Here is a 21048-nt window from a genome sequence, read left to right on the forward strand (position 1 = left end):
AACAAACTTCTCTGCGAGGCACTTCCCCACCCAACCCCTCCCCTGAAGGGGAGGGGCTAAGACTAAGTTTCCCCTCCCCTGAAGGGGAGGGGCTAAGACTAAGTTTCCCCTCCCCTGAAGGGGAGGGGCTTAAACTAGAAGCTTACCCGATCACGGTCTTCAGGTTCATGAACTCATGCAACCCGTACGGCCCGAGCTCACGCCCGTGGCCCGACCGCTTCACGCCACCGAACGGCGCTTCCGGCGACGACGCGAGCATCGCGTTGACCGCGATCATCCCCGCCTCGATATCGCGCTCGAACCGCGCGCGTTCGTCCGCATCGTTCGTCCACACCGACGAGCCGAGCCCGAACGGCACCGCATTGGCCAGCGCGATCGCCGAATCGAGATCGTCCGCCTTGAACAGCATCGCGATCGGCCCGAACAGTTCCTCATGCGCGACCGCATCGTCGAGCGGGACGTCGACCAGGATCCCCGCCGACATATACGCGCCCTTGCCGGGGAGCGCCTCACCGCCGAACAGCAGCTTCGCGCCCGCCTGTTCGAACAGCTTCAACTGGCCAAGCACGGTCTGACGCTGCTCCTCGCTCGACAGCGGCCCCATCGTGCTGTCGGCATCGAGCGGGTCGCCCGCGACCACCGCCTGCATCCCCGCCGAGAACTTCTCGAGGAACGTTTCGTAGATATCGGCATGGACGATCATCCGCTTGGCGCAAATGCACGACTGGCCAGTGTTCTGCACCCGCGCGGTCACCGCCTGCTTGACCGCCTCGTCGAGGTCGGCCGAGGGCATCACGATGAACGGATCGGACCCGCCGAGTTCGAGCACGACCTTCTTGAGGGCGCGCCCCGCGGCTTCCGCGACCTTCATGCCAGCGCCTTCGCTCCCGGTCAGCGTCACCGCGACGATCCGGTCGTCGGCGATCAACGCGGCGACCTTGTCCGACTTGATCGCGAGGTTCTGGAACAGCCCCGCCGGGCCGCCCGCAGCGATCACCATCTCCTCGAGCGCCGCGCCGCAGCCCTGGACGTTCGACGCGTGCTTGAGCAACCCGACGTTCCCCGCGAGGATCGTCGGTGCCATGAAGCGCACCACCTGCCAGTACGGGAAGTTCCACGGCATCACCGCGAGCACCGGCCCCATCGGGTGCCACGTCGCGGTCGCGTTCGGGAAGGCGCGCGGCTCGAGCATCGCGGGGCCCTCCTGAGCATAGTGACGGAAGGCAGCGGCGCATTTCTCGACCTCGGACAGCGCGGAGGCGAGCGTCTTGCCCATTTCGCGCGTCGCGATCTCCGCGAGCCGGTGCGCATTGGCGTCGAACTGCTCCGCGATCTTCTCGAGCAGCGCGGCGCGCGTCGCGACATCGGTCAGCCGCCACTTGCGGAACGTCGCTTCGGCGCGCGCCACCTTGGTCTCGATCTCGTCCCCGGTCAGCTCGGGATAGCTCTCACCGGGGGCTCCGGTGGCGGGGTTGATACTGGTAAACATGGAAATCGCTCCTGCGGGGAAGCCCAGAGATGGGATTGCGACCATCAAACGCAAAGTCTTGGCGACGTATCCTTGACCCCCGTCGCATGCCTGCCGCATAGGTTGCTCATGGATATACCGATCGAAGAGCTGACGTTCGAAGCGGCGTTGAAGGAACTGGAGGGGATCGTGTCGAGGCTCGAAAGCGGCGACGCGCCGCTGGATCAGGCGATCGCGCTCTACGAACGTGGCGACAAGCTGCGGCGTCGCTGCGACGACCGTCTCAATGCGGCGCAGGCACGGATCGAGGCGATCCGGACCGACAGCGAGGGGCGGGCCATCGGCACGCAGCCCTTTGCGGCAGTCTGACCCGATGAGCATCGCGCCTTTGTCGCTTGCCGACGCCCTTGTCGACGTCGGCACCGACATCGACACACGTCTCGATTCGCTGATCGCGATCCCCGATGATGCGCGGGCCCCGCTGTACCGCGCGATGCGCCACGCCGCGATCGGCGGGGGCAAGCGCCTGCGTCCGTTGCTGGTCGCGGCGACCGGGCGGCTGTTCGCGGTCGATCGCGATTGCGTGGGACGCGCTGGCATGGCGATCGAGTGCGTCCACGTCTATTCGCTGATCCACGACGATCTGCCCGCAATGGACAATGACGACATGCGGCGCGGCAAGCCGACCGTCCACAAGGCGTTCGACGAAGCAACCGCGATCCTCGCCGGCGATTGCCTCCACGCGCTCGCCTTCGAAATCCTCGCCGATCCCGCGACGCACGCCGACCCGTTCGTGCGCAGCGAGCTCGTGCTCGATCTCGCGCGCGCCGCTGGCCCGGCGGGGATGGCAGGGGGGCAGGCGATGGACCTCGAGGCGGAGAAATCGACCTTCGACCTCCCGACCGTCACCCGGTTGCAGGCGATGAAGACCGGTGCGCTGATCGCCTGTTCGGTCGAGGCGGGTGCGATCCTCGGCAAGCTGCCGCCGGAAGGCCGCACGGGCCTGCGCGGCTATGCGCGCGACCTCGGGCTCGCGTTCCAGATCGCCGACGACATCCTCGATGTCGAAGGCGACGAGGCTGCGGTCGGCAAGAAGTTGCACAAGGATGCGGGCGCGGGGAAGGAGACCTTCCTGTCGCTGCTCGGCCTGCCGCGGGCGCGCGAACAGGCACGGATGCTGGTGGACCAGGCGATCGACCATCTCAAGCATTACGGCCCCGAGGCCGACCTGCTCCGCGAAATCGCGCGCTTCACGCTCGAGCGTGATCGGTGACGATCCGCACGGGGGTCTATCCCGGCACGTTCGATCCGGTGACGCTCGGACACATGGACATCATCCGGCGCGGCGCGAAGCTGGTCGACCGGCTGGTCATCGGCGTGACGACCAACCCGTCCAAGTCGCCGATGTTCACGATCGACGAGCGGATGGCGATGGTCCAGCGCGAGGTCGAGGGGGTCGAGGGCGAGATCCACGTCGTCAGCTTCGATTCGCTGCTGATGGATTTCGCCGAGCGCGAGGGGGCGAAGGTCATCGTCCGCGGGCTGCGCGCGGTCGCCGACTTCGAATATGAGTATCAGATGGCCGGCATGAACCAGCAGATCAATCCGCGGGTCGAGACGGTGTTCCTGATGGCGGATGTCTCGCTCCAGCCGATCGCGAGCCGTCTGGTCAAGGAAATCGCGCTGTACGGCGGGCCGATCAACCGGTTCGTCACGCCTGCGGTCGCCGTTGAAGTGGCCGAGCGGGTCGACAAGATCGGGCGCAAGGGCGAGGCGCATCGCGCCAGGCCCTGAAATATGGGGCGGCCCTATTATGGTCGCTTTCCCCCGGCATCCACCACAGCACTGCCGCACCGACGTTCACGTTGGCGCAAGCGACGACTTGGTCTAAGCGACCTTCCACCGAGCTTTTCCGCGGGGACATGATGCGTTTCGTTGCCACCCTTCTTGCCTTCATCCTCGCGCTGGTTTCCGGCCCCGCCTTCGCCGCCAAGAAGGAGAAGGTCGAGGTCAAGGACGCCAAGGTCGTGACCAGCAACCGGCCGGCCGTACCGTCGGTGACCGACCCCGCGAACCTGTGGTATCTCGACCTGTCGACCGGTGGCCGAGTCGTCATCTGGCTGCGCCCCGATGCGGCGCCCAAGATGGTCGAGCGCGTCAAGCTGCTCACCAGCCAGCATTTTTATGATGGGCTGCTGTTCCACCGCGTGATCGAGGGATTCATGGCGCAGACCGGCGACCCCAAGGGCGACGGCACCGGCGGCTCGACCCTTCCCAACGTTCCCGCCGAGTTCAACTGGCTGCCGCACGTGCGCGGCGCGGTGTCGGCGGCGCGCGAGGGCGCGGCCGAGGGCGCGACGGTCGAGGCCGTCACCAAGGCCGAGAACAGTGCGAACAGCCAGTTCTTCATCGTCTTCAACCCCACGATGAAGCTCGACAAGAAGTATACCGTGTTCGGTCGCGTGATCTCGGGGATGGAATATGTCGACGCGGTCGCGCGCGGCGAGCCGCCGACGGCCCCGTCGCGGATCCTCCACGCCTATCTCGGCACCGATAATCCACCTGCCTATGTCCCTGCGCCGCCGGCCCCCGTCGCGCTGCCGACGCCCGTGCCGACGCTGAAGCTCGCACCGCGCGCGAAGCCGGTCGCGGCCCCGCGCAAGAAGGCGGCATAATCCGCCAGCGATTGCGGCGCGGAAGAGGAGCGTCATGAAGGTCGACCTGTTCGATTTCGCGCTACCGCCCGAGCGGATCGCGCTGCGGCCGGCCGTGCCCCGCGACAGCGCCCGGCTGCTGCTGCTCGACGGGGCCGACACGCGCGACCTGTCGGTCGCGGATCTGCCGGGGATGTTGCGGGCGGGCGATCTGCTCGTGTTCAACGATACCCGCGTGATCCCGGCGCAACTCGAGGGACGCCGGGGCGATTCCAAGATCGGCGCGACGCTGCACAAGCGCGAGGGGCCGCGCCGGTGGCGTGCGTTCATCCGCAACGCGCGGCGGCTCAAGCAGGACGATGCGATCGATTTCGGCGCGGGCGTGGTCGCCCGTGCGCGTGACCGCGGCGATGACGGCAGCTTTGCGCTCGATTTCGAAGGCGACGAGCCGGTCGAACTCCTGCTCGAGCGCGCCGGGCGGATGCCGCTCCCGCCCTATATCGCCGCGCGCCGCCCCGCCGACGCGCAGGACCAGGACGACTATCAGACGATGTTCGCGGCGGAGAAAGGCGCGGTCGCCGCACCGACCGCTGCGCTTCACTTCACGCCCGCGCTGCTTGCGCGGCTGGCGGCGGCGGGGGTCGATCACGCCACGCTGACGCTGCATGTCGGCGCGGGGACGTTCCTGCCGGTCAAGGCGGACGACACCACGCGGCACCGGATGCACGCCGAATGGGGCCGGATCGACGCCGCCACCGCCGACCGGCTTAACGCGGTCCGCGCGAACGGCGGGCGGGTGATCGCGGTCGGCACGACCAGCCTGCGCCTGATCGAGAGCGCCGCCGATGCATCCGGGCAGATCCGCGCGTTCGAGGGGGACACCGCGATCTTCATCACGCCCGGGTATCGGTTCAAGGGGATCGATGGGTTGATGACCAATTTCCATCTTCCCCGCTCGACGCTGTTCATGCTCGTCAGCGCGTTGATGGGGATCGACCGGATGCAGGCCGCCTACGCACACGCGATAGAAGACGGGTATCGTTTCTACAGCTATGGCGATGCCAGTCTGCTGCTGCCGTCGAAGGACTGAGAATGCGTCTGGTCGTTGCCGCGATATTGGGATTGGGCGTCCTCGCCGGGGGAAGCGCCGGCGCGCAGACCGCGCCGCCCGCCATCGCCGCGCCGGTCGCGCCTGCGCAACCCACCGCGACGATCGTCGCCGAACCCGCCGCCCTGTTCATCGCCGCCTGCGACCAGAATGGCGACGGCCGAACCACCCGCGCCGAGCTCGATGCGTGCGTCGCGCGGAGCTTCGCGCGGATCGACACCGCGAACAGCGGGACGATCGGTTACATCGGCTACGCCGACTGGGCGCTGCTTTGGCTTGGCGATCGCAACGCGCTGCCGAGCCCGTTCGGGGTCGATGCCAACCAGGACAACCGCATTACCGTGCTGGAATTGCAGGAGGAGTTCGGCCGACTGTTCGCGCGGTTCGATCTCGACCGCGACGGCATGGTCACCCGCGCCGAGCTGCTGACGATCCGCAGCGGTTTACGCCCGGTGGACACGGGCAAGCGGAAGCGTAAACCGTAACGCACGGGAGGCGGTGCTCCCGGACGTCGTCAGCCATCGCAGGAGCACGGCATCATGGGGGATCCGCGCTATCGTCTGGTGATCTTCGATTTCGACGGGACGCTGGCGGATAGTGGCGACTGGTTCCTGTCGACGGTCGATCATCTCGCCGACCGGTTCAAGTTCCGCCGGGTGTCCCCGGACGAGGTCGAGGCCTTGCGCGGGAAGAGCACGCGCGAGGTGATCCGCCTGCTCGGCATCCCGCGCTGGAAGCTCCCGGCGATGGCGCGCTATCTCCATGCGTTGCTGGCGCAGCAGACCGACCGGATCGCGTTGTTCGACGGGATCGTGCCGTTGCTGAGCGCATTGCGCGACGGCGGCGTACGGCTGGCGCTCGTCACGTCCAACGCCGAGCATAATGCGCGCGCGATCCTCGGTCCGACGGTGGCGGCGTTCGACTGGCTCGAATGCGGCGCATCGCTGTTCGGCAAGGCGCGCTGCTATCGTCGTGTCCTGCGGCGGAGCAAGATGCTGCGCGGCGAGGTGCTGTCGATCGGCGACGAGACGCGCGATATCGTCGCGGCGCGCAAGGTCGGGATCGCGGCGGGCTCGGTCCTGTGGGGCTATGCGCGCCCCGACGCGCTGCTGGCCATGCGGCCGGATCTCGCGTTCGAGACTCCGGCACAGATCGCGGCGCTGGTGCTCGGCGGAACCGTGGTCGCACATAGCGCGTGACTTCGCGCTTATCGCGTTGTTACTTGCAACCTATGTCCGATGCGCCCGACGCCGCCCTGCTGGAGCAGGCCCCCGAACCGACCACCCACAAGGGGCTCGTCTACCCGTTCGGCGGTCGCGAACCCACGCCGGGGACCGCCATGCCGGTTGCCCCGGGGATCCGCTGGGTCCGGCTGCACATTCCGGGACCGCTGCGGCACGTCAATTGCTGGCTGCTCGACGATACCGATCCGCGCGGCGATGGCGTGGCGCTGATCGACACCGGCATGAACACGACCGACGCGCGCGATGCATGGAAGACGCTGTGGCGCGGCGAACTGTCGGGCGTGCGTGTGACGCGGATGATCGGCACGCATTTCCACCCCGATCATATCGGGCTTGCCGGGTGGATGTGCGACCGGCACGCCGCGCCGCTGGTGATGACGCGCGGTGAATGGCTGACCGCGCGGATGCTGATCGCGGATGCGCGCGATGCGGTGCCCGAGGAGATGCTTGCCTTCTGGCGCGGGGCAGGGTGGGACGAGGCGCAGATCGCGCACGCCGAGGCGCGCGGCTGGGCGGGGTTCCGTCGGATCGTGACGCCGCTGCCGCTCGGCTATACCCGCATCGCGCATGGCGACACGCTCACGATCGGTGGGGTCGCGTGGCAGGTCGTGGTCGGATCGGGGCACAGTCCTGAGCATGCCTGCCTGTATGACCCGATCGGCAAGGTGTTGATCGCGGGGGACCAGGTGCTTCCGCGGATCAGCCCCAACGTTTCGCTCGGCGTGACCGAACCCGAGGCGGACCCGCTGGGGGAATGGTTCGAATCGATCGCGCGACTCAGGCAGTTGCCCGACGACCTGCTCGTGCTGCCGGGACATGGCGACCCGTTCACCGGGCTGCACCCGCGGCTCGACGCGATGGACCGCGAGCATCGGGAGCGGCTCGACGCGCTCCACGCCTTCCTCGCCGAACCGCGGCGCGCGATCGATTGTTTCGGGCGGCTGTTCCGGCGCGCGATCGGGCCGGACATGCTCGGCATGGCGACGGGCGAGGCGCTCGCGCATCTGCGGCGGCTCGAGGTCGAGCGGCGCGCGGTCCACGAAACGATCGACGGTGTCCGGTGGTATCGGGCAGCGTGATTCGCTAGCCTTGGTCAACGACTTCGGGCGAATCAGGAGAGACCATTATGTGCGACGAGCATACCGCAGCCGATAACGACGCGTTTCTCGGCGATGGCGCGATCTCGCGCCGACAGTTCGCCGCACTGGGCGGGGCGGCCGGACTGGCGCTGCTGCTGCCCGCGCCTGCCAATGCCGCGCCGATCAAGGGCCGCGACGTGACCGTGAAGACCCCCGACGGCACCGCCGACGCCTATTTCGTCGCGCCTGCCACGGGCAAGCATCCGGCGGTGTTGATGTGGCCCGACATCATGGGGTTGCGCCCGGCGTTCCGGCAGATGGCGGACCGGCTTGCGCAATCGGGCTATGCGGTGCTCGTGGTCAATCAATTCTACCGCTCCACCAAGGCGCCGTTCCTCGCGCCGGGCGAATCCTACGACCAGCCCGAAGTACGCGCGAAGATCATGCCGTTCACCAAGGCGTTGAACCCGGCGGGAACGGTGCGCGATGCGACCGCGTTCGTCGCGTTCCTCGACGCACAGCCGCAGGTCGATCGCAAGCGCGGGATGGCGTCGAGCGGCTATTGCATGGGCGGTCCGATGGTGATGCGGACCGCAGCGGCCAACCCCGGCCGGATCAAGGCGGGCGCGACCTTCCACGGCGGCGGGCTCGTCGGCACCGAGGCGGATTCGCCCGACAAGCTCATCCCGCGGATGAAGGCATCGTATCTGATCGCGATCGCCGAGAATGACGACCAGCGCGCGCCGACCGACAAGGACACGCTGCGCGCGGATTTTGCGGCGGCGAAACTGCCTGCCGAGATCGAGGTCTATGCCGGGACCAAGCACGGCTGGTGCCCGCCCGACAGCCGCGTGTACGATGCGGCGCAGGCGGACAAGGCCTGGGGACGGATGCTGGCGTTGTTCGGGCGGACGCTTTGATCGATACCGTAACGAAATCGCGTTGACCGCATGTCGCCGCCATGTTCTACTCCTGTTCTGGTCTTCGAGTCGGGAGAAAAACGATGTCGGTCACGCTCTATACCAACCCGATGTCGCGTGGACGGATTGCGCGCTGGATGCTCGAGGAAGTCGGGACGCCGTATGAGACGGTCGTGCTCGACTATGCCTCGGACATGAAGGGCGAGCCGTTCCTCGCGATCAACCCGATGGGGAAGGTCCCCGCGATCGTCCATGACGGACACGTTGTCGCCGAGTGCGCTGCGATCTGCGCGTATCTCGCGGACGCGTTCCCGGAGGCCGGGCTCGCGCCGCCGCTGGCCGACCGGGCGGCTTATTACCGCTGGCTGTTCTTCGCGGCAGGCCCGGTCGAACAGGCGGTGACCAACCGGTCGCTCGGCGTCACGACCAACGAGCCGCAGCAGCAACGGATGGCGGGCTATGGCACGTTCGACCTGACGATCGAGACGTTTGCCAAGGCGATCACGGTCAACCCGTATTTCGGCGGGGACCGCTTCAGTGCGGTCGATGTCTATGCCGGATCGCAGGTGATCTGGGGGCTCCAGTTCGGGTCGATTCCGGCCAATGCGGTGTTCGAGGACTATGCGGCGCGGGTGAAGGCCCGTCCGGCGTATCGTCGCGCGAGTGAAATCGACGACGCGTTGATCGCTGCGCCGGTGGCGGAGGCGGTGGACTAGAAACGCTCCGGGGCCGGGGCGGGCAACACGGCTGTCACGCTGATACCGGTTGAATTCAGCGGATACGTGTTACCCGTCAAAGGGCTCTCGGGTTTCCCTCTCCGGCATCGCTCAGCCGCTTCGCAAGCCCTGCCATTACCTCGGCACGCCACGTGTCCGTGCCGGTCGACCAGCGCACGATCTCGTCCAGCGTGCGGCCGCAGCCGGTACACAGGGCGTTCGCCGGATCGATCCGGCACTGCGCCACGCAGGGGCTTACGATCGACGGGCCAGCGGCGCGGTCTGCGGGCCGATCCATCGAACGGGACTCAGTAGGTTAGCCGCGCGTGCAGGAAGTTGGGGACGGGGCCGTTCCAACCATTGTCATCGGTGGAAACGGGATCCTCGCGGCGCTCCGGTCGAGCCGCGGGGGTAGGTGCAGGGGCAGGGGTGGCGGCTTCGACACGAGCGGGCGCGCGCTCGCGGCGGGGTGCGCGTTCCCTGCGCGTCGCGGGCGCGACGTCGACCGGAACGTCCTCCGGCTCGGCGGTATCGACCACTGGCGCGCCGGGCTCGACGGCTGCGGTCTCGACCGACGGTCCGTCGGTCTTTGCCTTGCTCCGGGTCCGACGCTTTTTCGGCGCGGTCGGGGTGGCCTCGGCAACCGGCGCTTCTTCCGCGATCGGCGCGGGATCGCCCGTGGTGTAGCGCTCGATCTTGAGCCCGGTCAGCTTTTCGATGTTCTGGATATTCTCGGCATCGTCCGGCGTCGCAAAGGTGAACGCGATCCCGGTCGCGCCCGCACGGCCGGTGCGACCGATCCGGTGGACGTAATCGTCGGGATGCCAGGGTGCATCGAAGTTGAAGACGTGGCTGACGCCCTTGATGTCGATCCCGCGTGCGGCGACGTCGGACGCGACGAGGATCTTGACCTCGCCCTTCTTGAACCGGTCGAGCTCGGCGATCCGTTGCGACTGTTCCATGTCGCCATGGATCTCGCTCGAGGCGAAGCCCGCACGCTGCAGCGCCTTGTTGAGCTCGCGCACGGTCGTCTTGCGGTTCGAGAAGATGATCCCGGTCTGCACGTCTTCCGAGCGCAACAGCTTCATCAGCGTGTCGCGCTTCTTGGCGGCGGTGACGGGGACGAGCCACTGCTTGATGTTGACGTTGGCGGTCGCGGGCCGTGCGACCTCGATCGTCTTGGGATTGTCGAGGAACTTGTCCGCGAGCTTCTTGATCGGCGGCGGCATCGTCGCGGAGAACAACAGCGTCTGCCGGGTCTTGGGCAACTTGGTGCAGATTTCCTCGATATCGGGGATGAACCCCATGTCGAGCATCCGGTCCGCCTCGTCGATCACCAGCATCGAACAGCCGGTCAGCAGGATCTTGCCGCGCCCGAACAGGTCCATCAAACGACCGGGGGTCGCGATCAGCACGTCGACGCCCTTTTCGAGCGCGGCGGTCTGGTCGCCCATCGACACGCCGCCGATCAGCAACGCCATCGAGAGCTTGTGATATTTGCCGTACTTTTCGAAGTTCTCCGCGACCTGCGCGGCGAGTTCGCGCGTCGGCTCGAGGATGAGCGAACGCGGCATCCGCGCGCGCGACCGGCCTTCGCCGAGAATGTCGATCATGGGCAGAACGAACGCGGCGGTCTTGCCGGTTCCGGTCTGTGCGACGGCGACGAGGTCCTTGCCCATCAGGATCGACGGGATCGCGCTCGCCTGGATCGGAGTCGGCTCGGTATAGCCGGACTCGTTGACGGCGCGCTGGAGTTCGTCGGAAAGGCCGAGATCGGCAAAGGTCATGCGGTGTCCGGAATGATCGTCCGGGCGAGAGCGCCCGTAAACGGCGTCAAGCGCTTGCGGATCGGGGGGCAATTGTCAAGATAAAGGGCACTTTTGACGGTCAGCGGCGTGCTTCCAGCCGCTTGAACCCGTCAATCCGGCACACACTGCCCGATCGCGCGCGGATCGAATCGCGGTCGGCGCACACCAGGCCGTCGCTGGTCTGCTTGAGATACAGGCCGGAATAGAAGTCGAGCGCAGGACAGTGATCGTCGAGTTCGGCGCGCAGGCGGCTACCGTCCGCGATCAGGAGATCGACGCTGTCCGAGCCGGTGATGATCGCCCCTTCGAGCAGATCTGCGGAAATGCATTTCGGCCCCTTCTTCGCGGTCCAGCGGATCGCACGATCGCTCTGCAAGGGTTGTGTCGGATGACCGCCGAGCACACGCGGAATCCGGATGATGATCCGCTGGTGGATCGTCATTTGTGCCAGTTCGAGACGATCGAACACCGGCACGTCTGCCGAAGCAGACGGCACGAGCGCTAGCATGAGGAAAAGGGGCAAGACGGCATTAGGCATGGGTAACGACTGTGTTACCCTACCGGATTGAACCGTTGCTGAACTGGTAGAAAAGCAAACGGAAATCCCTTATGATGGGCGCGTGCGACGATTGTCAGATCGCGATGGCGACCAGCACGATAACTGCCCACATCAACAGGGAAATCAAGCCCGCAATCGCAACTCCGACTGCGGGTGAAACCGTCCGCTTGGCTGGAGCGCGGCCAAGGGGGGCAGACTGCTGCCATTCGATACGCATCCTCTACGCTCCTTTCCGACCCGTTAAGGCGTCTTGGGTAGTAATGGTTAATAAGATTAACGGACCTGACAAGCGTTTGTTCAGGCAGCGTACAGACGCGAAACGACCGTTTCATATTGCGTTGCGGGATAATCAGCGTCGGCGCGGCGCGTGCCAGCGCTCCCGCCCGATCCGCAGCGGTGTCGCGATCGTGTCGTCGGGATCGTCCGGTCCGGTGCCGGCGACCACGCGGCCCGGAAAGCCGCGGATCATGAAAACCATTCCCCGAAATCGTTTGCAGCGCGAATTTCATCTTTCGTGCAATGTCTTACGCCCCAACTGCGCGGGAACGAACGCGCTCCGAAGCGGCAGTAAGGATGGTACCGGTACCGTTCCTTCCAGCGTCAAAATAGGGTAACCGGTTCTGGGAATAACGGCGGATGCGCGAGCGTATCGACATCACCGCGATCGTGCTCCGGGACGTTCGCAGGTGCGGCACTGCGCGCCGAAACTTTTTTGAGCCAATCGCTGCCAGCCGTGCCGCCTACGTGACAGGGGGCCGGGGCCGCCGTACTTCGGGACAAACGAATGGAGTGCGAACGGCAAGATGACGGCGTCCAATGCGTGACAGGCGGGGGATATACGCGGCGCTGTCGCTCGCGATTCTGCCGGCGGGATGCGCTGCCGCGCCGGACGCGCGCAGGATGCGGGATGGCATCGTCTCGACCAATCCGTGCGCGGATGCGATGCTAATCGAGCTTGCGCCGGAGCGGTTGCGCGCGATCAGCGCCTATTCGCACGACCCGCGCGCGACCTCGCTGCCCCTCCCGGTCGCGCGACGGTACCCCGCAACGGCCGGGACCGCGGAGGAGGTCATTGCGCTCCACCCCGCTTTGGTCGTGACGTCGCGCTTCACGCCGCTGGCGACCCAGGCAGCCTATGCCCGCGCGGGGCTGAAGGTCCTGGTGCTCGACTCTCCCACGACGGTCGCCGCGAGCGAGGCACAGATCCGGGTGCTGGCGAACGCGGTCGATGCTCCCGCGCGGGGGCGCGACATGATCGCGCGGATCGACGCTGCGCTGGCGGCGGTGCCCCGCGCGGGGCCGCCGGTCGAGACATTGCTGTTTCTCGGCGGTACGCTTGCCAATGGTCCCGACACCTTGCTCGATGCCCTGATGCGGCGTGCCGGCCTGTCGAACGCGGCGAGGCGCTACGGACTTGCGTACAGCGCCCCGGTCGCGCTGGAGACGATCGCCGCCGCGCCGCCACGGCTGATCCTGTCGCCGGAACGCTCGCGAGGTGCGGTGCTGCGCGACAAGGTGCTTGCTCGCATGGGGGCAAGGACGCGCGAAGCGGTCTTTCCCCGCGCGCTGGTTAATTGCGGCGGACCGACGATCGTTCCCGCGCTCGAACGGCTGGTCGCGATCCGGCGGCGGATCGCATGAGCAGGCGGCATGCGTTGCTGGTCGTGCTGGTCGTGGCGGCTCTCGCGCTGTCGCTGAGCGCGGGGAAACTGTGGATCCCGCCGACGGCGTGGTTCGCGGGTGGACGTGATGGGGCGATCCTGTTCGAGCTGCGGCTGCCGCGGGCGCTGCTCGGGCTCGGTATCGGCGCGATGCTCGGACTGTCGGGGGCGGTGTTGCAGGGCTATCTCCGCAATCCGCTCGCGGACCCCGCGGTCGTCGGCGTATCGTCCAGCGCGGCGCTCGGCGCGGTCGTGGCGATCGTGTTCGGGATTGCGGAGAGCCCGATCCTTCTGTTCTTGTGCGCAATGGCGGCGGCGGGTGTGGCGATGGCGTTGCTCGCGGCGCTGACCTGGCGTCGTGCGAGCAGCGTCCAGTTCATCCTCGCCGGCACCGTCCTCGCGAGCCTTGCGGGCGCGCTGACCGCGTTCGTCATCTCGATCGCGCCCAACCCCTATGCGGTGGCGGAAGTGCTCGACTGGCTGATGGGCGCGCTGACCGATCGCGGGATGTCGGACGTGCAGATCGCCTTTCCCTTCCTCCTGCTTGGCGGTGGCGTGCTCTCGCTGACCGGTCGTGCGCTCGATGCGCTCGCGCTGGGGGAGGATACCGCGCGGTCGCTTGGGGTTCGGCTCGGGCGGGTGCAGGCGCTGGTGGTCGTCGGGACCGGGCTCGGTGTCGGCGCGTGTGTCGCAGCGACGGGGGTGGTCGGGTTCGTCGGCCTGATCGTGCCGCACGTACTGCGTCCGTGGTTCGGCGCGCGGCCGTCCGCGCTGTTGCTGCCGAGCGCGCTCGGCGGGGCGGTGCTGGTGCTGGTGGCGGACAGCCTGTGCCGCCTCGCGCCGGGCCCGGGCGAAGTCCGGCTGGGGGTGGCGATGGCGATGATCGGCGCGCCTTTCTTCCTGTGGCTGCTGCTGCGTGGGCGCATGACGTGGAGCTGACCGTCGACCGCCTCGACGTGACCCTCGGCGGACGTGCGGTACTGCGCGGGGTCGATGCGGTCTTCCGGCCGGGGCGGATCACCGCAATCCTCGGCCCGAACGGTGCGGGGAAGAGCAGCCTGGTCAAGGCGATGGCGGCGCTGATCGTGCCGAGCGGCGGGACCGTCCGGCTGGGCGGGCGCGATGTCGCGACGATTCCGCCGCGCGAGCGGGCGCGGTCGATCGGCTATCTCGCGCAGGATGGCCGGGTGCAGTGGGATGTTCCGGTCCGTGAGATCGTCGCATTGGGGCGCCTGCCGTATCGCAGTCCGTTCGCCGCGCCGGGCGAAGCCGACCGCGCGGCGATCGCCGCCGCGCTGGACGCGACCGGCACGCAGCACCTTTCCGACCGCGGAATCGCGACGCTGTCGGGGGGCGAGCGCGCGCGCGTCCTGCTTGCGCGGACGCTTGCGGGAACCCCCGACTGGCTGCTCGCGGACGAACCGCTCGCCGCACTCGATCCGGCGCATCAGTTCGACATGCTCGACCGGTTCCGCGCGGTCGCCGACGCGGGGCGGGGGGTGGTGATCGTGCTGCACGATCTGATTCACGCCGGGCGGGTCGCGGACGATGTCCTGCTGTTGCGCGACGGTCACCTCGTGGCGCACGGGCCGGTGCGCGATACAATGACCGCAGCACGGCTGCGCGCGGTGTTCGACATCGCGGTCTCGGTCGTGCCCGATGCGGACGGGCGGCCGCTGTGCATCCCGACCGGACGCGGCTGACGCGGCCAGCGCTTGCCGCCGCGCCGAAACCGCTTATCCTCTCGCGGAAGCCGGGAACGGCATGGGACAAGGGGTGAACGATGGCGACAATTCTGGCGGGCGATGTTGGACCCGGGAATCCTCCCGAGGCCGTGCCCCAGCCGAGCCGCCGCGACATTCAGCTGATCATCACCGCCTCGTCGCTTGGCACGATCTTCGAATGGTATGACTTTTTCATCTACGGGACGCTCGCCGCGTCCGGGATCATCGGCCGGACCTTCTTCCCAGCGCAAAGCGAGCTGCTTCAGACGCTCTACGCCTGGGCGGGGTTTGCGGTCGGCTTCGGGTTCCGGCCGCTCGGCGCGATTCTGTTCGGGTTCCTGGGCGATCGGCTGGGGCGCAAATATACCTTCCTCGTGACGATAGCGATGATGGGGCTGGCGACCGCGGCGGTCGGGATGGTGCCCTCGGCGGCGTCGATCGGGCTTGCCGCGCCGTTTATCGTGATCGGGCTGCGGATCTTGCAAGGCCTTGCATTGGGGGGCGAATATGGCGGCGCGGCGATCTATGTCGCCGAGCACTCGCCGCCCGGGAAAAGCGGCTATTACACCAGCTTCATCCAGGCGAGCGTGGCGGGCGGGTTCATCCTGAGCCTCGCCGTCGTGCTGATCACCAAGGGGGCGCTGGGGGTCGCGGCGTGGACCGCATGGGGCTGGCGCGTGCCGTTCATCTTCTCGCTGCTGCTGCTCGCCGTGTCGCTGTTCATGCGGCTCAAGCTGTCCGAAAGCCCGGTGTTCCAGCAGATGAAGGCCGCCGGGGAGACCGCGCACAACCCGTTCATCGAGAGCTTCACCTATCCCGGCAATCTCAAGCGGCTGTTCGTCGCGCTGTTCGGGATCGCGGCGGGGCTGACGGTGATCTGGTACACCGCGATGTTCACCGTGCTGTCGTTCCTTGAAGGGCCGATGCGCGTCAACGAGACCGCCGCGCAGTTGATCGTCGGCGTGGGCGCGCTCGGCGGGCTCGGGTTTTTCGTCTTTTTCGGGCGGCTGTCGGATCGCTACGGCCGCAAGAACCCGATCATCATCGGCTATGCGCTGACGCTGCTGCTGCTGTTCCCGATCTTCTGGGTGATGGGGAGCGCGGCCAATCCCGCGCTGGCGGATGCGGCGCGGCATGCGCCGGTGGTCGTCTCGGGGCCGGCCTGCGCCTATAATCCGTTCGCCGCCAAACAGGCGGATGCGTGCGGGCAATTGCTCGATACGCTGTCGCGCAAGGGCGTGCCGTACCGCAAGGCGCAGACCCCGGTCACGCTGGTGATCATCGGCGGCAGCCCGGTGGAAGACGTGAGCAGCGCGGGGCTCGATGCTGCGCTGACCAAGGCGGGGTATAATCTCGACCGGGTCGTGCCCGCGCCGGGGAGCATTGCGCTGATCCTCGTCGCGATCCTTGCGTTGAGTGCACTGTCGGGGATCACCTACGGTCCGGTCGCGGCCTTGCTCGCGGAGATGTTCCCGCCTCGGATCCGCTACAGTTCGATGTCGATCCCCTATCATGTCGGGACCGGCTATTTCGGCGGGTTCCTGCCGTTCATCAGCCAGTTCATCGTCGCGCGGAGCGGCAATCCCTATGCGGGATTGTGGTATACCTTTGGTGTGGTGGCGCTCGCGCTGGTGGTGACGGTGCTGTGGCTCGAGGACATCCGGCCGCCGATGCGCAAGGGCGTGCGGGCGAAGGCGGGCTAGCCGAATGCGGCGCGGGGCGTTACCCGCGCTTGCATGACCGCGCCGCTTCGCCTCTCGCTCGATACGTCCGCCCTCGTCGCCAACTGGCGCGCGCTCGATGCGCTGAGCGGTACGGCGGCGTGTGGCGCTGCGGTCAAGGCGGATGGTTACGGCCTCGGTGCGCGCGGCGTATTCGAGCGGCTCGCGGCGGCGGGTTGCCGCGATTTCTTTGTCGCAAGCTGGGGCGAGGCGGCGGCGCTGGCGGATCTGGTCACGGATCTCCACGTCGATCTGTCAGTGCTGCACGGGGTTCGTGCGGAAGATATGCCAGCGGCGGCGCAAGGCTTCGCGCGCCCGGTGCTCAACACGCTTGAGCAGATCCGGCGCTGGCGCGACGCGGGGGGCGGGCGGTGCGACGTGATGGTCGATACGGGGATGAACCGGCTCGGCGTGTCGTCCGAACAGGTCGCGGACGGCCTGCTCGACGGGCTCGCGATCGATACGCTGATGAGCCACCTCGCCTGTGCGGATGAAGACGCGGCGGCGAATGCGCGCCAGCGCGACCGGCTCGAGCATCTGCGCGGCCGCACCAGTGCGCGTCGGCTGAGCCTCGCCAATTCCGCCGGGATCGCTTTGGGGAGCGGCTATGCGTTCGACCTGACCCGACCCGGGCTTGCGCTGTACGGTGGCGTGCCGCGCGGCGAACTGGCGAGCGTCGTCCGGCAGGTTGCGACCCCGCAGGCGCAGATCCTGCAACGCCGCACCCTCACGGCCGGTGAGTCGATCGGCTACAACGCGCTGTATACCGCGCAGGAGCCGATCGAGGTGGCGATCCTGAATATCGGATATGCGGACGGCTATTGGCGCGGGTTCACCAACTCAGGCTGCGCGCGGGTCGGGGCGGCGTTGCTCCCCGTGCTCGGACGGGTGTCGATGGACCTGACCGCAATCGCGGTCGACGCGCTGCCGTCGCTGGGCGAAGGCGACTGGGTCTCGCTCAACTTTGCGCTGCCGGAGGCGGCGGCGGTATCGGGGATGTCGCAATACGAACTGCTGACCGGGCTCGGCAGCCGGTTCGAACGGCTCTGGGCATAAAAAAAGGGCTCCCCGAAGGGAGCCCAGGAACGGTTCGAACGGATCAGAACTTGAACGAGGCGCCCGCGTAGATGAAGCGGCCGGTCACGTCATACTGGTTGCCGGCCTCGTTGCCGATCAGGCCATACGGCCCGAGCTGGTCGAACAGGTTATCGACCCCGACGTAAAAGCTGTACTTCGTGCGCGGGGTGATATCGAGCCGCAGGTCCGAATAGGAGATCAGCGGATAGCGCACGACCGACAGGGCATCGGGGTTCGTCGGCGGGCGACCCTGGACCGAGTTCTGCGTCTCGTACGCAGCGATCGTGGTCTTGTCATAGCCGCGGAAACGATAGCCGAAGTTGAAGATCTTGTTCGACACGTTGAACGACAGCGTCCCCTGCCATTCCGGATCGCCCAGGTTGCCCAACTGCTGGAGGATGAAGTTCGGATCGTTGATGTCGGTGTAATTGTCCTTCATCAACGCCTTGGACACGATCGCGCGAACCGCGAAATTGGCCGAGGACGACAGCTTGCCGCGATAGGCGGCGTCGATGTCGATACCCGCGTTGGTGTTCTTGGCGTAGTTGAACGGCCCTGCCACGAACGACGACCCGGTCGGCGTCAGCGAGACGGTGGTGCCGTTATTGGTGACGTCGCTCTGGCCGCGGAACGTGCCGTTCGGGTTGCGGAAGATCGACGCGCAGAACGGATTGTTGATCCCGCCCGGGCTGTCGTAGCACTGGTTGACGATCGTCTGCGGCGTCAGCGTGTTGATCGCCTGCTTGATCTTGATGTAGTAATAATCGACGCTGAGCGTGAACCCCGGCACGAACTGCGGCATGAATACCGCGCCGACGGTTAGGCTGTCGCTGATTTCAGCCGTCAACGAACTGTTGCTGCCGCTGAACCCCGAAATGCCCGATGCCGGACGGTTCGAGAAAGGCTCGGTCACGCCGTTGAAGGTCTGCGTGGTCGGAACCCCGGCAGCGGCGCAATTCTTCACGCGGTTCGGGTTGTTGTTGATGTTCTGCTGCCCGCACGGATCGATCAGGCCGTTGAGGAAGGTCTGCGTCAGCGGCGAGTACAGGTCCTGCTGGGTTGGTGCGCGGATGGCGCGGGCGTAGCCGGCGCGAATCCGGAGATCGCGGATTGGTGCGTAAGTGCCGTTGAAATTGTACGCGACGACCGTACCGGTGTTGCCGATGTTGTAGTTCGAGACACGAACCGCGCCATCGACCGTCAGTTCATAAGCGAACGGCAGTTCCTTGAGCAGCGGGATGCTGACCTCGGCGAAGCCTTCCTTGACGATCTGGTTGGGCGGACGGAAATCCGGGATCGTGTTCAGGAACGTGCAGCCAGCCGCCGGGCATGCGATACCAGAGGTTCCCGCGGTGAACGCATCATAGGCGGCGAACGCGGTTTCCTTGCGATACTCGCCACCGAGCACGAAGGCGATCGGGCCGCCGGGCAGCGAGAAGAGCTGCGACAGGTCACCCGCGACATAGCCCGAGACGTCATACAGGTTGGCGCGCTGGACCCGGCTCGAGGTGTAGCCGAAGTAATCGATCGCTGCGCGGCTGGGCTGGCCCTCGCCGAACAGGTTGACCGGAACGCATGCCGCATCGTCGTTGGTGGTGATGTTGTCGGCGTTGATACCGCAGACGATCTGGCCGGCTCCGTTGCGAACCGCGTTGATCGAGTTGGTGTACTTCTGGCGGTTCAGATTGCCCGCGGTTTTGTAGAAGGTGTAAAGATTGCCGTAGTTGAACGAGACGTCATACTTCCAGTCGTCGTTGAACGTTCCGCGTACACCGACGATCGCCCGGGTCTGCTCGCGCAGGTGGTTTTCGCCGCGGCCACCGAAATCGGTGTTGAAGCGCTGGGCGGTGAAGGTCGTCGCGCCGGGGGCAAGGTTCGCCACCAGCGTCGCGCGCGCCTGCGGCGTCAGATATGGGTTGTTGATGCTGAACGAGTTGTTGAAGAAGGTCGGCTGGCCTTCCTGGTTCGAATTCGCACGGAAATACTGCGCTTCGAAATAGGGATCGAACGCGTCGGCGACCTTGAAGTGACCCGCGATATAGGCCGACTTGCGGACCAGGCCCGGGGTGATGAAGCCGTTCTCGAGCAGCGTCGATCCGCGGCCGCCCTGGCAGTTGCTCGAACCGTAGGGCCGGAAGTCGGTGACGCAGTTGTTCGGCGTCAGGCTGCCGTCTGGGTTGAACAGATAGGTCGTGCCGAACTGTGCCAGCGCGTTGGCCGAGGCAGGGTTGGGCAGGCCCGAGCAGGAGGCCGCACGCCGCGCGTTGAACGCGGCCACGGATTCACCGGTTGCCGCCGCGTTGGGGCAGGTCGCGGTGAACAGGCCGCCGCTCGAGATATTGTTGTTCTTGATCCCGCGGATGAACACGCTGTCGGGGATGCCGTCGCCAGTCGAAGGCTCGGCCCCGCGCAGCGCACCGGCCGACGGGTTCAGGTTCGCACCCGTGTTCTGTACGCTCTGGAACTGGTTGCGACCGCTGAAGGCACCGGTCGTCTCGTCACGATCGGCGTTGGTCAGCGTGCCGGCGTTGGCATATTCGAGCGAGACCGTCAGGTTGGCGCGGCCATCGGCGAAATTGTGCCCGGCGGTGATCGCGGCCGAATATTGCGGGCGATCGCCCCGCGACGAAATGCCCGACTGGCCGCGGACCTTTACGCCCTCGAAGTCATGCTGGAGCACGAAGTTGGCGACACCGGCGACCGCGTCCGACCCGTAGATCGCAGAGTTGCCGCCAGTGACGATGTCGATTCGCTCGAGCAGATCATTGGGGACGACGTTGACGTCGGGGCGGTTGATGCCCGGTGTCGCGGTGACGATGCGGCGGCCATCGAGCAGGACGAGCGTGCGTGCCGTACCGAGGCCGCGCAGATCGAGCGCGCTGATGCCGGCGCGGCCGATCGCGTTCTGCGAGTTGGACTGGGAGATGGTGGAGCGGAGCTGCGGCAGCTGGTTGACCAGATCGCCGATCGCGACGCCACCGCGGTTGAGCAGTTCGGCCGCGGTCACCGACGTGATGGGCACCGACGAATCGAGGTTCGGGCGGTTGAGACGCGTTCCCGTAACGACGATTTCGGGGGACGCGTCGTCCTGCGCAGTCGTCGTGTCGTCGGCGGTCGCGCCGACGTTGGGGGATCCGACACCGGTAACCCCGTCAGCACCGGTTTGTGGGGTTGTTTGGGCGAAAGCAGAGGGGGCGATGCTCATTCCAAACGCAAGGCCAGTGGCCAGTGCAGTGACACTCACCCAATTATTCAGCTTCATTCGGTACTCCACGCGATACAATCCTGCGTACATGCAGGCGGCAGCGA

General features: G+C 66.8%; 22 protein-coding genes. 15 read left to right on the forward strand and 7 right to left on the reverse strand.

Annotated elements, in window-relative coordinates; genetic code table 11:
• Positions 1-142: 142 nt before the first annotated feature.
• Entirely contained in the window at positions 143-1489 is a 1347-nt protein-coding gene (locus RH91_RS11360) for an NAD-dependent succinate-semialdehyde dehydrogenase (RefSeq protein WP_010162874.1), read from the reverse strand.
• A 108-nt stretch (positions 1490-1597) separates the two neighbouring features.
• On the opposite strand from RH91_RS11360, the gene RH91_RS11365 reads away from it, so the two are divergent.
• From RH91_RS11365 to RH91_RS11410, 10 genes are all read left to right on the forward strand, one after another.
• On the forward strand, positions 1598-1837 hold the full coding sequence (locus RH91_RS11365; protein WP_010162875.1) for an exodeoxyribonuclease VII small subunit: 240 nt from the start codon (positions 1598-1600) through the stop codon (positions 1835-1837).
• Positions 1838-1841: 4 nt separating this feature from the next.
• The gene (locus tag RH91_RS11370) at positions 1842-2741 is read left to right on the forward strand and encodes a polyprenyl synthetase family protein (protein ID WP_010162876.1); all 900 of its coding nucleotides are present in this window, start codon (positions 1842-1844) and stop codon (positions 2739-2741) included.
• Positions 2738-3262, forward strand: coding sequence for a pantetheine-phosphate adenylyltransferase (coaD, locus tag RH91_RS11375; protein WP_010162878.1), 525 nt, complete (start codon positions 2738-2740; stop codon positions 3260-3262). The genes RH91_RS11370 and coaD overlap by 4 nt, the downstream gene beginning before the upstream one ends.
• A 131-nt stretch (positions 3263-3393) precedes the next feature.
• Entirely contained in the window at positions 3394-4143 is a 750-nt protein-coding gene (locus RH91_RS11380; RefSeq protein ID WP_029623797.1) for a peptidylprolyl isomerase, read from the forward strand.
• A gap of 34 nt (positions 4144-4177) precedes the next feature.
• Positions 4178-5212, forward strand: a complete 1035-nt coding sequence (queA, locus tag RH91_RS11385; RefSeq protein ID WP_010162880.1) for a tRNA preQ1(34) S-adenosylmethionine ribosyltransferase-isomerase QueA — start codon at positions 4178-4180, stop codon at positions 5210-5212.
• 2 nt (positions 5213-5214) lie between these two features.
• Positions 5215-5715, forward strand: coding sequence for a calcium-binding protein (locus tag RH91_RS11390; RefSeq protein ID WP_010162881.1), 501 nt, complete (start codon positions 5215-5217; stop codon positions 5713-5715).
• A gap of 54 nt (positions 5716-5769) precedes the next feature.
• Positions 5770-6429, forward strand: coding sequence for an HAD hydrolase-like protein (locus RH91_RS11395; protein ID WP_010162882.1), 660 nt, complete (start codon positions 5770-5772; stop codon positions 6427-6429).
• A gap of 32 nt (positions 6430-6461) precedes the next feature.
• Positions 6462-7553 (forward strand): MBL fold metallo-hydrolase, encoded by a 1092-nt coding sequence (locus tag RH91_RS11400; RefSeq protein ID WP_010162883.1) that lies wholly within the window; start codon positions 6462-6464, stop codon positions 7551-7553.
• Between the two features lie 47 nt (positions 7554-7600).
• Positions 7601-8473, forward strand: coding sequence for a dienelactone hydrolase family protein (locus tag RH91_RS11405; protein WP_010162884.1), 873 nt, complete (start codon positions 7601-7603; stop codon positions 8471-8473).
• Between the two features lie 83 nt (positions 8474-8556).
• Positions 8557-9189 carry a glutathione S-transferase family protein gene (locus RH91_RS11410; RefSeq protein ID WP_010162885.1) on the forward strand — a complete coding sequence of 211 codons (633 nt, stop codon included), beginning with the start codon at positions 8557-8559 and terminating at the stop codon, positions 9187-9189.
• Positions 9190-9265: 76 nt separating this feature from the next.
• On the opposite strand, the gene RH91_RS11415 is transcribed toward RH91_RS11410, so the two are convergent.
• The 5 genes from RH91_RS11415 to RH91_RS23465 all read right to left on the reverse strand — a co-directional run bounded on the left by RH91_RS11415 (position 9266) and on the right by RH91_RS23465 (position 12034).
• Complete coding sequence (locus RH91_RS11415) at positions 9266-9487, reverse strand: DUF1289 domain-containing protein (RefSeq protein WP_051116684.1); 222 nt, start codon at positions 9485-9487, stop codon at positions 9266-9268.
• A gap of 10 nt (positions 9488-9497) precedes the next feature.
• Positions 9498-10976 carry a DEAD/DEAH box helicase gene (locus tag RH91_RS11420; protein ID WP_010162887.1) on the reverse strand — a complete coding sequence of 493 codons (1479 nt, stop codon included), beginning with the start codon at positions 10974-10976 and terminating at the stop codon, positions 9498-9500.
• A 100-nt stretch (positions 10977-11076) separates the two neighbouring features.
• Positions 11077-11493, reverse strand: a complete 417-nt coding sequence (locus RH91_RS11425) for a hypothetical protein (protein ID WP_037479376.1) — start codon at positions 11491-11493, stop codon at positions 11077-11079.
• A gap of 136 nt (positions 11494-11629) precedes the next feature.
• A complete protein-coding gene (locus RH91_RS22400; RefSeq protein WP_157136909.1) occupies positions 11630-11773 on the reverse strand; it encodes a hypothetical protein in 144 nt (47 codons plus the stop codon).
• 132 nt (positions 11774-11905) lie between these two features.
• Positions 11906-12034, reverse strand: a complete 129-nt coding sequence (locus RH91_RS23465) for a hypothetical protein (protein ID WP_269724648.1) — start codon at positions 12032-12034, stop codon at positions 11906-11908.
• A gap of 338 nt (positions 12035-12372) precedes the next feature.
• Here RH91_RS23465 and RH91_RS11430 point away from each other — a divergent pair, with 338 nt between their 5' ends.
• The 5 genes from RH91_RS11430 (at position 12373) to RH91_RS11450 (ending at position 17718) form a co-directional block, all read left to right on the forward strand.
• The gene (locus RH91_RS11430) at positions 12373-13197 is read left to right on the forward strand and encodes an ABC transporter substrate-binding protein (protein ID WP_010162889.1); all 825 of its coding nucleotides are present in this window, start codon (positions 12373-12375) and stop codon (positions 13195-13197) included.
• The gene (locus RH91_RS11435) at positions 13194-14156 is read left to right on the forward strand and encodes a FecCD family ABC transporter permease (protein ID WP_029623799.1); all 963 of its coding nucleotides are present in this window, start codon (positions 13194-13196) and stop codon (positions 14154-14156) included. The genes RH91_RS11430 and RH91_RS11435 overlap by 4 nt, the downstream gene beginning before the upstream one ends.
• Complete coding sequence (locus RH91_RS11440) at positions 14147-14920, forward strand: ABC transporter ATP-binding protein (protein ID WP_010162891.1); 774 nt, start codon at positions 14147-14149, stop codon at positions 14918-14920. Before RH91_RS11435 ends, RH91_RS11440 begins: the two co-directional genes overlap by 10 nt.
• An 80-nt stretch (positions 14921-15000) precedes the next feature.
• On the forward strand, positions 15001-16644 hold the full coding sequence (locus RH91_RS11445) for an MFS transporter (RefSeq protein ID WP_010162892.1): 1644 nt from the start codon (positions 15001-15003) through the stop codon (positions 16642-16644).
• A gap of 33 nt (positions 16645-16677) precedes the next feature.
• A complete protein-coding gene (locus tag RH91_RS11450) occupies positions 16678-17718 on the forward strand; it encodes an alanine racemase (protein ID WP_010162893.1) in 1041 nt (346 codons plus the stop codon).
• A 43-nt stretch (positions 17719-17761) separates the two neighbouring features.
• Here the strand turns inward: RH91_RS11450 and RH91_RS11455 are convergent, their stop codons facing one another.
• Positions 17762-20944 carry a TonB-dependent receptor domain-containing protein gene (locus RH91_RS11455; RefSeq protein ID WP_010162894.1) on the reverse strand — a complete coding sequence of 1061 codons (3183 nt, stop codon included), beginning with the start codon at positions 20942-20944 and terminating at the stop codon, positions 17762-17764.
• Between the last annotated feature and the right edge of the window lie 104 nt (positions 20945-21048).

The sequence above is a fragment of the Sphingomonas sp. PAMC 26617 genome (genome assembly GCF_000242835.1).
Taxonomy (GTDB): Bacteria; Pseudomonadota; Alphaproteobacteria; order Sphingomonadales; family Sphingomonadaceae; genus Sphingomonas.